At 69.4% G+C, this 13,502-nt stretch carries 8 protein-coding genes and 2 pseudogenes; 3 read left to right on the top strand and 7 right to left on the bottom strand.

All coding sequences use genetic code 11. From position 1 onward, the window contains the following. A complete protein-coding gene (locus OHB01_RS08655; RefSeq protein WP_142625397.1) occupies positions 1–2,106 on the top strand; it encodes an ISAzo13 family transposase in 2,106 nt (701 codons plus the stop codon). Between the two features lie 15 nt (positions 2,107–2,121). On the opposite strand, the pseudogene OHB01_RS08650 reads toward OHB01_RS08655, so the two are convergent. Beyond that, positions 2,122–2,892: pseudogene (locus OHB01_RS08650) on the bottom strand (IS256 family transposase); the annotation flags it as partial. 119 nt (positions 2,893–3,011) lie between these two features. Between OHB01_RS08650 and OHB01_RS39885 the strand changes: the two are divergent. Continuing rightward, positions 3,012–3,482, top strand: a pseudogene (locus tag OHB01_RS39885) (transposase); the annotation flags it as partial. A gap of 345 nt (positions 3,483–3,827) precedes the next feature. Here OHB01_RS39885 and OHB01_RS08635 read toward each other — a convergent pair. From OHB01_RS08635 to OHB01_RS08625, 3 genes are read right to left on the bottom strand one after another with little or no spacing between them, the layout of a single operon-like run. Then, positions 3,828–5,132: a C40 family peptidase gene (locus tag OHB01_RS08635; protein WP_142651900.1), complete on the bottom strand. Its 1,305-nt coding sequence runs from the start codon at positions 5,130–5,132 to the stop codon at positions 3,828–3,830. After that, the gene (locus OHB01_RS08630; RefSeq protein WP_142651899.1) at positions 5,129–5,959 is read right to left on the bottom strand and encodes a replication-relaxation family protein; all 831 of its coding nucleotides are present in this window, start codon (positions 5,957–5,959) and stop codon (positions 5,129–5,131) included. The genes OHB01_RS08635 and OHB01_RS08630 overlap by 4 nt, the downstream gene beginning before the upstream one ends. Then, a complete protein-coding gene (locus tag OHB01_RS08625) occupies positions 5,956–8,385 on the bottom strand; it encodes a type IV secretory system conjugative DNA transfer family protein (RefSeq protein ID WP_328855197.1) in 2,430 nt (809 codons plus the stop codon). The genes OHB01_RS08630 and OHB01_RS08625 overlap by 4 nt, the downstream gene beginning before the upstream one ends. A 41-nt stretch (positions 8,386–8,426) precedes the next feature. On the opposite strand from OHB01_RS08625, the gene OHB01_RS08620 reads away from it, so the two are divergent. After that, positions 8,427–9,053, top strand: coding sequence for a nucleotidyltransferase domain-containing protein (locus tag OHB01_RS08620; protein ID WP_328855196.1), 627 nt, complete (start codon positions 8,427–8,429; stop codon positions 9,051–9,053). Between the two features lie 5 nt (positions 9,054–9,058). On the opposite strand, the gene OHB01_RS08615 is transcribed toward OHB01_RS08620, so the two are convergent. The 3 genes from OHB01_RS08615 to OHB01_RS08605 are packed head-to-tail and all read right to left on the bottom strand — an operon-like array spanning position 9,059 to position 13,241. After that, positions 9,059–10,825, bottom strand: coding sequence for a VirB4 family type IV secretion system protein (locus tag OHB01_RS08615; RefSeq protein WP_222709797.1), 1,767 nt, complete (start codon positions 10,823–10,825; stop codon positions 9,059–9,061). Beyond that, positions 10,822–11,757 carry a PrgI family protein gene (locus tag OHB01_RS08610; protein ID WP_328855194.1) on the bottom strand — a complete coding sequence of 312 codons (936 nt, stop codon included), beginning with the start codon at positions 11,755–11,757 and terminating at the stop codon, positions 10,822–10,824. The genes OHB01_RS08615 and OHB01_RS08610 overlap by 4 nt, the downstream gene beginning before the upstream one ends. Further along, complete coding sequence (locus OHB01_RS08605; RefSeq protein WP_328855193.1) at positions 11,754–13,241, bottom strand: conjugal transfer protein TrbL family protein; 1,488 nt, start codon at positions 13,239–13,241, stop codon at positions 11,754–11,756. The genes OHB01_RS08610 and OHB01_RS08605 overlap by 4 nt, the downstream gene beginning before the upstream one ends. Positions 13,242–13,502 lie beyond the last annotated feature (261 nt).

Here is a 13,502-nt window from a genome sequence, read left to right as displayed (position 1 = left end):
ATGGCGATCTCCAGCGAGGTCCGCGGCCAACTCGCGCGGAAATTCGAGGCATTACGCCCGCATCTGAACGAACGACAGCATCGGCTGGTGCTGGCGACCGAGGCGCGGCTGCTGGGACACGGTGGGGTGCGGGCTGTCGCTCAGGCCGCTGGGGTCAGCGAGACGACCGTCCGTAACGGCATCTTCGAGCTGGAAGAAGGCCGGAAGCCGCTTCCGGCAGGTCGTGTCCGACGATCCGGGGGTGGTCGCAAGCGTGTTGAAGACGACGATCCGGCCGTCCTGACGGCGCTGCTGGGGCTGGTGGAGCCGGATGAGCGCGGCGACCCGCAGTCCCCGCTGCGGTGGACGACCAAGTCGCTACGCCACCTGGCCGCCGAGCTGACCCGGCAAGGACACGGTGTATCGGCGCCCACGGTAGGACGATTGCTGAAGACGGCCGGGTTCAGCCTGCAAGCCAACGTCAAGACCCTCGAAGGCGCCCAGCACCCCGACCGTGACGCCCAGTTCCGCTATATCAACGAGCAGGTCAAAGCCCATCAGGCTGACGGCGAGCCGGTGATCAGCGTGGACACCAAGAAGCGGGAACAGCTGGGCCGGCTCCCGATGACCGGACGCGAGTGGCGCCCCAGGGGCGAGCCGATCGAGGTCGAAGACCACCACTTCTTCTTCTCCGGTCCGGACGTCGAGCAGGCGATCCCGTACGGGATCTACGACATCACGGCCAACACCGGCTGGGTGAACGTCGGTGTCGACCATGACACCTCGGTGTTCGCGGTGGAGTCCATCCGCCGCTGGTGGAAAGCGCGCGGCCGCCACGACTACCCGTCCGCCTCACGGCTACTGATCACTGCGGACGCGGGCGGCTCCAACGGTTACCGTTATCGGGTCTGGAAGAGCGAACTGGCCGCGTTGGCCGCCGAGACCGGGCTGGTGATCACGGTCTGTCACTTCCCGCCCGGCACCTCCAAATGGAACAAGATCGAGCACCGGCTGTTCTCCCACATCACCCTCAACTGGCGCGGCAGGCCCCTGACCAGTCATGACGTAGTGGTCAACACCATCGCTTCCACCCAGACCAGTACCGGACTGCGGGTGGAGGCGGTTTTGGACACCGGCGACTACCCGACCGGTGTCGCGATCAGCAAGGAGCGCTTCGCCGCCCTGCCCCTGGAACGACACGCCACCCACGGCACCTGGAACTACACCCTGCGCCCAGTAATGGCCGACGACCCGGCCACGTCCCAGCCGGTGAGCGAGGGCGACGGACCCGCGCAGCGGCGCCAGGCCATGCTGCTGCGTCTGGCCGATCCGCGGCTGACCGGCATGAGCACCCCTCAACTACGCCAGCTGGCCACCGCGCTCGCGCCTGCACAGGCCGCCCGCACCCAGGAACGGCACAGCCGGCAACGCGGCGGCCGAGCTCGGCGCGCCACCGGCAACCTCCGCGCCAAGCCCTTGTTCGACGCCGCCGCCCGCCTCCTGCTCACGCTCCTCTACCAGCGGCAGGTCTGTTCCATGAAGGTCCTGGCCGACCTTCTGGAGGTCACCGACGTCTGCATCGCCGACCTGGTGAAGGAGACCCGCAGAGTCTTGGAAGACCACGGCCACCACGCCGGAGCCGCTCAGGTCCGCTTCGCCAAACCCGCCGCTCTCCTCGGCTTCTTGGACACCGGCCAGCGCCCCGCACGAGCCGTGATCATCGATCAACTATCCCATCCGGTTCTGACCGGGATCAGCCGCGACGAACTCCGTCTCCTCATCCAGCGCCTCGCCGCAGCACAGGTCGCTCAAGGCGAGCGCCTCGGCTACCAGCGGCGGGGCGGGCACCGCCAGCCCGGGACCCGATCCGGCGTCTTCCCCCAGAAGATCAGCAACAGCGAACGGGTCGTGCTCACGATTCTCTACCAGCGGAAACTCTGCACGATGGATGTCCTGGCCGACGTTCTAGGCGATGTCAGCAGATCGTCCATCGGCAACGTCATCCGCGAAACCCGTCCCCTGCTCCAGCAAGCAGGCCACATTCCCCCCGACGCGCCAATCCGATACCGCACTGCAGCAAATCTGCTCGCCGCAGTGCCAAACGACCGCGACACACCGACAAGTTGATCTTTTACGGCTTCAGTGGGTCCGGCAGCGCTGCCAGGAGGCTCCGGGGAGGGTGGCGCCGATGGCCTCCACCAGCCCGGCGTGGGCGTCGGAGATGACCATCTGAACGCCGGAAAGGCCGCGGGCGACCAGGCCGCGCAGGAACGCCAGCCAGCCGGCGCCGTCCTCGCGTGAGGTGACCTCCAAGCCGAGGATCTCCCGCTGGCCGTTGGCGTTGACCGCGGTGGCGACCAGGGCGTGCACGTTGACCGTCCGCCCGCCCTCGCGGACCTTCTGGGTGAGGGCGTCCAGCCACACGAAGGTGTACGGGCCGCCGTCCAACGCCCGGGTGCGGAAGGCCTCCACCTGCTCATCGAGCACCTTGGCCATGGCCGAGACCTGGCTTTTGGAGATGCCGCCGATCCCCAGTTGCTCGACCAGTTTGTCCACCCGCCGCGTCGACACACCCAGCAGATACGAGGTGGCCACGACGCTGATCAGGGCTTGTTCGGCCCGCCGGCGGCGTTCCAGCAGCCAGTCGGGGAAGTAGGAGCCCTGCCGCAGCTTGGGTATCTCGAGCTCGACGGTGCCGGCGCGGGTGTCCCACTCGCGCTTGCGGTAGCCGTTGCGGGAGTTGGTCCGTTCGCTGCTGCGCTCTCCGTAGGAGGCACCGCACAGGTTGTCGGCTTCGGCTGACATCAACGCCTGGGCCATGGTCTTCACCATGGATCGCAACAGATCCGGATCCTGCGCCTGGATCTGCTCCGCCAGCCAGGCGGCAGGGTCCACACTGTCGTTCACGGCCATCGCCTTTGTTCTCCTTCGATCTTGACTTCGCAATCACGAAGGATCACGCGATGGCCGTCCTCATTTCACGACGCCACGCCTCTACCAGTGGAAACTCTTACACCACTCCCGTGGACGCAACCGACAACAAGTTCAGGCGCTTCCTAGAAGAGCACCACCTGAGCTATGTGGTGGCGGTGCCCAAGAGCCAACGGATCGGCGCAGGACGGGGCGGACGGATCCGAGTCGGTACCGCGACCGCCCAGGCTCCGCTCGAGGCGTGGAAGCGCTGTTCCTGTGGCGACGGCACCAAAGGTATGTGCCTGTATGACTGGGCACTCGCCACGGTGATCTTTGAGGCAGAGCCCGGCTAACAGCGGTGGCTACTCGTCCGGCACAGCCTCACCCCCAACGCCAAGGGCGGGCTTGAGCTGGCCTACTACCTGTGTGCACCAGTCGGCACCACATTGGAGGATCTCATCGCCGTCGCCGGCTCCCGCTGGGCGATCGAGGAGTGTTTCCAGTCCGCCAAGAACGGAACCGGCCTGGACCACTACCAAATCCGGCGTTATGACGCCCGGCACCGCCACATCACCTTGGCGATGCTCGCCCGCGACGGACCGGCCCGCCGGTATGAGCCGAAACGGCTGACGCTGCGCCTGTTCGCCGTCGCCGCCCGCCTGGTCCGCGGCGGAGGACGACTACGCCTGCGCATCACCGCATCTGAAGCCGGGTGACGGCGGCGAGCAGTTGGCCGGCCCAGGGCCAGGAGGCGTTCCCGGCACCGACCTGGCCGGCACAAAGCCGCCCCTACAATCCAGGAAGGACACCCCTACGGGCCCGTGGAACCCCGCCCACCCGGCGCGACAGCCGGGCCACTAGGCTGACCACGACCGCGATTTCACACTCCAGCCGAACCGCTCAGCCAGCCACCAGATGGGCGCGAAAGATCGAGGCTAGGACGAGAAGTTCAAATCAAATCGCCCTCTTAAAGACGGTCGTACGGCCCCGGCGTAGTCGCTTCGGGACATCGGTGCGATTTGCACATGGCTGCCGGTATGTGGGGCATGGACCATCTTCCCCTCGCCTATGTAGAGGCCCACGTGGTGAATCGTGCTGGGATCGCGGGGGTTGTAGGCGAAGAAGACCAGGTCGCCCGGCTGGAGCTGAGAGCGGTCGACGTGCTTGCCCGAGTGCCACTGGGGGCCGGTGGAGGAACCGATGCTGACTCCTGCCTTGCTCCATGCGTACTCGGTGAGGCCGCTGCAGTCGAAGCCTTTGGTCCTGGCGCCCCGGCCGGTGCCGAAGCTCGGCCCGCCGGGTCCGCCGCCACCCCAGGAGTAAGGCACGCCGATCATGGCTAGCGCGGCTCTGACCGCGATCGCACCACGCCCAGCGGGGCCCTCGATCAGCGCGTTTCCGTCAGAGGTCGTCTCGTCGGCAGGGTTGTTCGCCCGGAGTTTCAGTTCCTCGCAGAGCTGGCCCGCGACCGTGGTCAAGATGTCGTCGGCGCGCTTCCTGATCTCGTCAGGGTCGAGTTGCTCGCCTGACTTCTGGCTGGCCAGGTCCGCCGCGATGCTGGCCACGAGCTCGTCACGTGGAACGCCGAGCCCGGCTGCGGTTTGAATACGGACCCGCATGTCGTCGCTCGTGACCGTGTCCACGGCCGCTCGCCCGGACGATCTGCCCTTCCACAGCAGGGCGACCAGCGCTTTGGCGAGCGGTTCGTGTTTGGCGTAGGCGTCGCGTAGGTCCTCGCGAGGGCGCTGGACGAGCGCTGCCGCCTGGGTGAGCGGCATGTGCTCCCAGCCGGGGATCTCGACCAGGCGCGTGTAGAAGAAGCGAGCCGCGTGGGAGGGGTCGGTGACCTGCTGCTTGGTCCCCCAGCCTTGGGATGGCTGCTGCTGGAACAGCCCGTACGAGCCGTTGCCGGTCCTTAAATTGGTAAGGCTGCTTTCCTGAATCGCGGTGCTTAGGGCGATCTCGGCTGCTCGCTTGGGAAGCCCCAGCTTGGCAGCGACGTTCACGATCTGTCGGGCGTTCGCGATCTGCTGGGAGGAGAGCCCGAAGCGGGAAGCGGGCACCCGCCGTATCGCGCCAGGTGGGGCGGCATAGGCGCAGATCGCGGCTCGGAGCTTGGCCGTGTCGCCGGCGGTGAAGGCGTACTTGGCTCCGCCGCCGATGGCGGCGATGACGACGACGCCGCATACCAGGCAACCGCCGGCCGCGATGAGTTTGCCGACCCCGAGCTCTGCGATCAAGCGCGCCTCTGCTGGCCGAAGTGGCGCGCGAGTTCGGCGAGGCGCAGCCGCCCGTCCGTACGATTGCCCGGAAGCCAGACGGCGTCGTGCGGTTCCTGGCCCTCGGTGGCGGTCGCGACGGGTACCGGCACGAGAGCGCCTCGGAGTCGCAGCCGGTCATGCAGGTTGGCTTCACGCCGCGCGCCACTGGTCAGGAACAGCACCGGGGTGTTGATGCCGCTGGCGGCGGCCAGCGAGGCGTACCCGCTGAGCTTCGCGGCGACGCGATCGAGGGTTTCGGTGCCGGTGTCGTATTCGAGGAAGAAGTCCAGGGTGAGGCCGTTGTCGGTCCATCGGCCGTAGGCGTCGGGCCGTACGTGCTTGCCCCACATGGCTTTGCACTGGGTCTCGGTCCACCAGGTGTCCAGGCGGCAGTCGCCGGCGCGTCGGGCGTGGCCGGACAGGGCGGCGAAGACGCCGTTCACGCCGATGGTGTGCGCGAGCCGCTGGCCGTACGCGATGGACAGGGCCTGGCCGCGCCGGTATCCGAACTCCGACAGGGTGACGCCGTCTTCCAGGGCCAGTACGGCGGCGCCGGCCTCTCCCAGGACGTAGTGCCAGGGTGCGGAGCCGAGAGGGGGCCGCGGGCGGAAGCGGTCGAGCGCGCCGAGACGGTTCAGCTTGACCAGGCGGTGGCGGCCGGTGTGGTCGTTGTCGAACGCCGCCTGGAGGAGCTGGTGGGTGGTCAGGACCTCGTGGGTCCAGACCATGCGGAGCAGGCGCCGGTCGTGGCTCGTGAGCCGTATGACGAGCGAGTTGAGGACGCGAGGCGTGTAGTGCTGGTTCATTCGTCTCCTTTTGGTTGGGTGCGGGGGTCTCCTTCTGGAAGGGGGTCGCCGGCCGCGGGGTGCCGTCCGTGGGCGCGGGCAGCGGCGAGCCGTATGCGTGCGGCGAGGTCGGGGTCGGGTTCGGGCAGGGGCCGGGTGCGCAGGGTGAAGGGCGGGGTTTCCGCGGAGCGCACCACGAGCCGGGCGGCGGCCTGGAAGGCGCCGAGGTTGGCCAGGTCGTGCCGGGTCAGGTAGGGGCTGAAGTGGTGCTCGACTTCGCGGGCGTCCTCGGGTGAGAGCGAGAAGTAGATCTTGTTGCGGGCGTCGGAGCTGATGGCCTGGCACAGGTCGCGGGGGAGCTGGGCCAGGTGCTGGTGGGCGAGCACCATCGACAGCCGGTACGCGCGGGCCTCGGCGAGCATGTCCGACAGGGCGTGCGGGAGGTTCAGGAAGTTCTGCGTCTCGTCCACGTACAAGGCGGAGGGCGAGCGGGCGTGGCCGAGCCGGGCGCGGTGGGAGGCGGCCTGCCAGACCTGGGCCAGCAGAAGGGAGCCGAGCAGGCGGGCGGTGTCGTCGCCGAGGACGCCTTTGGGGAGGCGGGCGAGCAGGATCTTGCCGTCCAGGACGTCGCCGACGTCGAAGGTGGACTGGGCCGAGCCGAGGATGTCGCGGACGAAGGGGCGGAGCAGGAACGCCCGCAGCTTGTTCATGATGGGCGCGGTGACGTGTGCTTGGGCCTGCTCGGACAGGTGCTCGTACCAGTTCCAGAAACCCAGCAGGAAGGGGTCGTCGAGCCGTTCGGTGAGGTCTTTTCGGTAGGGGTGATCGCTGAGCAGCGCCGGGATGTCGGCCAGGGTTCCGCCGTTGCGGGAGAGGGTGAGGGCGCAGCCGCGCAGGATGTCGTCGCTGCGCGGGCCCCAGGAGTCGGCGTAGATCTTGTGGAAGATGCCGACGAGGTTGTCCGCGAGGGTTTCCCGGTCCGGGCCGCTCAGCACGTTGAGCGCCGGCCGGGGATGGCGGTCGTCCGGGTCGATCAAAGCGATGCGCTCGCCCGCTTCTTCGGGAATGAGGCCGAGCAGGTCGGTGACCAGGTCACCCTTGGCGTCGACGACGGCGACGCCGTGGCCGGCCTCGATGTCGGACAGGATCATCTGGGCCAGCAGCGTGCTTTTGCCGGTGCCGTTCGGGCCGAGGACGTGCACGTGGTGGAAGGAGTCGGCCACGCGCAGCGCGACCGGCCGCACGTGCCCGGCGTCGCAGAAGCCGAGCACCTTGCCCCTCGCGGAGACCTGCGGCGCGGGCGGCACCGACCTGGCCCCGGCACGGCTCAGACCCGGTACGGCGGCGTCCAAGGGAAGGTGCGCCAGGGCGGCGATTTCGGGCACCGAGAGCAGGAACCCGCGCCGGAGCATCCGCGACGCCAGTCGCTCGGCGGGCAGCGCGAGCCGGTGCCGTTCCAGCCGGTTATGTCCGGCGAACAGGGCGAACGACGAGGCGATCGCGTGCGCCCGGCCCCGGATGGCGCTACGGCGGGCCTCGCGGGCCTGCTCGGCGGTGCGCTTGTCCCCGGATGTCGAATCGTCTGCCTGTACGGCGTACCGGATCGCGACCTCGTACCGGGGACGCTGGGCTTTGTCGCGGATGGCCCGTGCTTCGGCCGATTCCTCCAGCCGGGCGGCACGATTGGTGGGGCTGAGATGCGCTGGATGGAGCCGGGGGTGCATCGGGCCGGGGGTGACGAAGTCCAGAAAGGCGCGCACCAGCCCCAGCGGTACGGCCAGCCCGCCCCTGGTGGTCACTCCGGCGGGGCCTCCGCTGATCAGCTGGGCCAGGCGGCGGCCGGTGGCGGGGCGGGCGAGGATCTGGACGGCGGCGTGCTGCCAGCTTGGCATGCCCACGACGGCTCCGAGCAGGGCGCGGAGCGGGTCGTGGTCGTGGGAGTGGCGAATTGGCAGCAGCTCGCTTCGGGCGATCACCAGGTGCCCGCCAGTCGCCTGTCCGGTCAGCGGGACGGGCGGGGCCGCCTCCACGACCGCCGTGCGCGCCGACGGCCAGGCCGACTCGATCGCGTGCTCCACCAGGTGTTGCGGGACGGTGCCCGGAACCCACAGCCGGATCCGTACGCCGCCGACGCCGAAGACGTACTCGAAGGCCAGGTGCGGCTGACCGAACAAGGCGCGCTTCCAGGCCGGGCGCAGCAGCCCCATCAGGTTCGTCCACAGCGCCTCCGACCCCGCCATGTCCGCCACTGGAGGCGCGAGGATCTCCACGCACCGCGCCCCCTTCGTCGCGGCGCGGTGGCGCAGCCGTACGACCAGGGCGCTGACCAGTTCGAGGACGAGCGCAGCGGCCGAAACCCCGAAGGTGAGCCACCAGACGTGGGCGTTCACCCAGGCCAGGAACCACTCGACGAAGACATCCGGATTGTAAAGAAGGTCCTGAATCATCGGGCCTCACCTGTCCTGCCGTGCCGGGTGATGATGGGTCGGTGCCGAGGATCGAGACGCCGTGGGGCCCATGGGAGCCGATGCCGCTGGCCGAGGTGGTCGCGTTGTTCCGGGACCTGGCCGCTCCGTGGTGGGTGAGCGGCGGGTACGCAATCGAACTGGCCGTCGGCCGTTCCTTCCGTGAGCACGGGGATGTGGACATCTCCGTGCTGCGCCGCGACCAACTCGCCGTACGCGAGCTGCCGGCCGGCTGGGACGTGCACGCGGCCGACCCTCCAGGGACGCTGCGGCCGTGGCCGGTCGGTGAGGTGCTGCCGGCCCATGTGCATGACATCTGGGTGCGTGAGCACCCGGGCGGGCCGTGGCGGTTCCAGGTGATGCTTGATGAGGCCGAGGGCGAGACGTGGGTGTACCGGCGTGACGCACGGATTCGCCGTCCGCTGTCGACGCTGACGATCCGCGAGGACGGGGTCATGAGGATCGCGCCGGAGGTGCAGCTGCTGTTCAAGGCCAAGAATCCGCGTCCCAAGGATGAGCGCGACTTCGCCGAGGTCCTGCCTACCTTGGACGCCGTACGGCGCTGCTGGCTGGACGAGGCTCTCGCACTCGAGTACGGCGGCCACCGGTGGCGTGAGCACCTCCGGCCGAGCCAGCCGTTGATTGATTGAGGTGTTCACAGATCGACCTCCGCGTATTCGGCGAGTTCTTGAGGGGAGGAAGTCACGAGGCGGTGTTCCTGCTCGCTGGCCAGGACCTGGAAGGCGACCCGAGAGGCACCAGCGTCGGCGGCCAGCAGGCCGAAACCGCGGTCGGCTGACAGCAGGAGCTGCCGTTCTCCGTCGGACAGGCGGAAGGCGTCGGCGACTCGGCCGATCGCCTGGGGTGCCTGGCGGAGCAGGATCTGGGTGGCGGAGTTGGCGATGATCGCCTGACCGATGTCGGAGCCGAGCAGGTCGGCGGCATCCTGGGTTACCACCGACAGCCCGGCCCAGTGCTTGCGAGCACTCTTGGCCATCCGCAGCAGGAACTTCGCACCCTCCGGGTCGCGCATGAGCAGCCATGCCTCGTCGACCACAACGAGACGAGGGCGGCGATTGACCGGGTCGGAGACGCGCCGCCAAACCGCGTCCAGGGTCAGCAGCGTGCCGATGGCCTTGAGCTCTTCGGGCAGGTCCCGCAGAGAGAAGACGATCAGATGCGAGTCGGGCCGGGTGGTGGTGTGGCCGTCGAAGAGTCGGCGGTGGCTTCCGGTGACGTACGGCGCGAGCCCGGCGGCGATCTCCGCCGCTGCGGGATCCCCGTCATCGGTAAGCGTGCTTACCAGATCACTCATCAGTGGCGGTCGGCGTTTCCATGTGCGCGGGTCGAAGGTGATCCCGGCCTGCTTGTAGGCGGCGATGATGGCCCGATCAAGGGCAGCCTTGCCGGTCCTGCCCAGCGGGCCGCCGAGCATGACCGCGATCAGCGCGTGCAGGAACAACGATCGGCGGGTGAGTGGATCGCCCTCGCGATCGGTGGTGCTTCGCCCGGTGGGGCTTGGAAGGTCGAAGGGGTTGAGGCGGACGTGCGGCGCGCCGAGGTGGAGGTAGGCGCCGCCCACTGCGGCGCACAGACGGGCGTATTCGTCTTCGGGGTCGATGACGGCGACCTCAACCCCGGTGTAGAGCGAGCGCAGTGCTTCCAGCTTGGCCAGGTAGGACTTGCCGCCGCCCGAACAGCCCAGGATGGTCGAGTTGTGGTTGGGCTGGGCGAAGCGGTCCCAGGCCACCAGGGAGGAGCTGGCCGCGTTCGCGCCGTACAGGACTGTGGTCGGGCCGAGGTCGGCGGTCAGGTCGGGACTGGTGAAGGGGAAGGCCGCCGCGAGCGCCGGGGTGTCGAAGGTGCGCCGCATCTGCAGGTTGTCGTACGCCATAGGCAGCGCCGACACCCAGCCCTGAAGCTGCCGGAAGGTCACCACGCGCGCGTCCAGCAGGAGGGAGGCGGCCAGGGCCCGGACCTGGGCGCAGGCGTTCTCCAACTCCTCGGCAGTGGTGGCGTGGACCGTGAGGTAGATCGAGGTGCGGAACAGCTTGGCCTGGCCGCGCGCGAGCCGGGAGGCCAGCTCCTGGGCGTCTTCGGCGGCGACCTCCGCGCTGGGGTCGATGAGCCGACCGTGCTGGTGGTCGCTGCGCAGGCCGGATTCCAGGCGGGCGAGCTGTTTGCGGAGCCGGTCGGAGGCGACCAGGGACGGCACCGGGTCGACGTGGAAGGACACGTCCAGCCGCCCGGGGTAGGTGAGCAGGGGTTCCAGCCAGCCGGGTGTGACCTCGCGCGGGTAGCCGGTGACGGCGAGCGTCGCGCAGTGGTCGTCGCCGACCTGCAGGTGCCGGGGCCGGACTTCGACCGCGTCGGGGCCGAACCCATGCGCGCGCTGTGTCGTGCGGCGGAAGGCGAGCTTCACCAGCGTTCTCCTCTCGTGATGACCTGGTCCGGAGCCGCCATCTGGACGGTGGGTAGCGGCGGTGCCGCCGGGTCGAAGCAGGCGGCCAGCAGTGCGCTCGTGGCGGGGGTGTCGAGCAGGCGGACGGTCAGGCCGCAGGCCGACAGCAGACGAGCGGCTTCGTCCAGCCGCCGCAGGGCACGGGCCGCCGAGGCCTCCCGCGCCTTACCTGCCGCGGGCTCACGTACAACCAGGAGGACCTGGCGGCGCAGCAGGTCATGACGGCCGGCGATGTCGGCGAGGAAGCCGGCGTGCTGGAGCGCGGCGGCCGACAGCGCCGGGTGCGGCAGGTGGCGGGCGTTGTGCTCAAGAGTGGCGATCGTTTCGGCGAGGTCGACCCGTTCGGCGCGTACGAGGATCTGGACCGGGCCCGACAGCGAGTTGAGCCAGCGCCCGAACACCGTGACCAGCGCGTCCTGCTCCTCGGGGGTACGCAGGGCGAAGCTGAGCGTGGACACCTCCGCGATGGCCGCGACGCCGTCCGGGCCGAGGTCGAGTAGCCCGTCCTCTGCCATCCCCTGAACGGGAAGGCGTAGCTGCGCGGGAGCGGGGCCGGGCCTGGCGCCGATCCACGTGGGAGGTGGTGGCACCTCCTGGGAAGCGGAGACGAGGCGTTTGGGTGCGCGCAGGTGGCGGACGACGGCGAGCAGGTAGCGGTCGAGCGACAAACCGTCGTGTCGGGCGGTCGCGAGCAGGATCCCGGCCACCGCGATCGGCAGCGCCACCGCGGCGCAGACCACGAGCGGCACCCGGTCACCGACGAGCAGGTACGCGGCGTAGAGCAGAGCGCCGGTGCCGACGAGGATGACCACTTGGCGAGCGGTGAACCCGGCGACGATCTTGTCGTCCTGGTCCACGTCGGCGGGGATGCGAACCGGCTGCACCCAGCTCATCGGCCCTCATCTCCTGTGGGGTTGGGGGGCGGAGTACGGCGATCTCCTGTGTCGCCCGCGCGTCCGCTGACGCCCTGCGAGGGGTAGACGGGAGGCCGGAACATCACCGGCGGGACCGGTGGGCGGGCAGGCCGTGATGGGCTGTTCTGGGTGTGGAGCCGGTACATCTGGGCCAGCCCGGCCGGGCCGTTGGCGTAGTAGGTCTCGCGCGGATACCCGTATACCGGCGTCGTCGGGGGAACCGGACCGGACGGCCGCGGCGGCCTCCGGTACTTGCCCTGGACAGCAGGAGCGGACGGAGCGTGCTTGACAGGGGCGGCCTCCCAATCCGCCGGATTCATCGGGCGGCGGGCGGCCACGGGCGCGTGCTTGGCAGGACCGGGCCCACCTCGGGCCGCGGAGGCGGCGGTCCCGGTCAGGGCAGTCGCGCCGGCAGCGGCAGCCGTACCAGCAGGACCGGCGGCGAGCGCCGGAAGCGCTCGGCTGGCCATCGTTCTCCCGGCCATCGCATGGGCGGCAGCCACGTGCCCGGCGACCCGAGGCGTGCTGCTCCGGCGTCCACCCGGGCGGAGGTGCAGGGCGGCCAGGACGGGCGAGGTGAGCTTGTAGGCCAAGGCGTACTTGACCATCCGGCCGATCATCGAGTGGCCGCCGACCCCGGCGAAGATCCGGCGGGAGATCCAGCCAGGGATGCGGATCAAGATGATCAGCAGGCACAGGGCGAGCACCAGGTTGACGAGCTGGCCGGTCGGGACGATGCCGAGCAGCAGTCGGCCGTCCTGGTTGAAGAAGATCCGCACCGCCAGGACGAGCGTGAGCGACTGGGTGACCTGGATGAGCAGGAGCCCGGTGAAGGCCCGCCACCAGAACCGGGCCAGCCCCTCGGTGTACGGCAGGGCCAGGCAGGCCAGCGCGAGCGGCGAGGCGACCGTCAGCAACAGCACCAGCGCCACCCGCATGACGAACGTGATCAGCAACAGCAGCAGCAGGACGACCGCGACCAGGGCGAGCAGGACGTAGAAGATCTGCTGCGAGGCGCTCGGCGCGATGATCAGCGTCTGGAGGGTGGCGGCGGCGCGGCGACCGTCGAAGTCCTGCCCGAGCAGGGCCTTGGACAGGGCATTGGCGATCTCGATGACCTTCCCGCACAGCAGGAAGCTGGCGTTGGCGGCCAGGGCGGCGATGAACAGCCGGGGCAGGACCTCCTTGACCGCATACCGCGTCTGCACCGTCTGGTAGCCCATCGCGCTGATCGCACCGACGGTCGCCAGCAGGACGAACCCGGTGTTGGCGATCGCGGCGGTCGCCTTCCACAGGTCGAAGACCCGGCCGCTGCCGGACACGTCCGGGGTGGCCAGCAGCGTCACCGCCAGCAGGTCCAGCAACGGCTTGATCGCCAGGTACACCAGGCTGGCGAACCAGGAGTTGATCTGACCGGTGATCCAGTCCCCGATGCCGAAGCCGATCCCCGTTCCCTCCGGCACCGGCAGCTCACCGGGAGCGGGCGGGGACGCCCCAGGAACAGGAGATGGCAGAGGCATCGGCGTCGCGTGAGCCGAGGCCGCCGTGACGATCACGACAGCGCAGACACCGACAACCACACCGGCAACGGCAACGACGCGGATTGCCGCTCGTGGTGCGGCCCCAGCCGGGCACATTGCCGCACTGCCAGCCGGCATGGAGTTTCGGGCGCGTGCGGCTGCCGTACGCAGCCGGTGGCGGAACGTCGCCGTGAGCTTCTCGCG

This window comes from Microbispora hainanensis (assembly GCF_036186745.1).
Lineage (GTDB): Bacteria > Actinomycetota > Actinomycetes > Streptosporangiales > Streptosporangiaceae > Microbispora.
This window is presented reverse-complemented; position numbering and strand designations above follow the sequence as displayed.

Coding starts and splice junctions, on each gene's coding strand:
- OHB01_RS08655 (WP_142625397.1), top strand. CDS start 1: ATGGCGATCTCCAGCGAGGTCCGCGGCCAACTCGCGCGGAAATTCGAG.
- OHB01_RS08630 (WP_142651899.1), bottom strand. CDS start 5,959: ATGAACCAGCACTACACGCCTCGCGTCCTCAACTCGCTCGTCATACGG.
- OHB01_RS08610 (WP_328855194.1), bottom strand. CDS start 11,757: ATGAGCTGGGTGCAGCCGGTTCGCATCCCCGCCGACGTGGACCAGGAC.
- OHB01_RS08625 (WP_328855197.1), bottom strand. CDS start 8,385: ATGATTCAGGACCTTCTTTACAATCCGGATGTCTTCGTCGAGTGGTTC.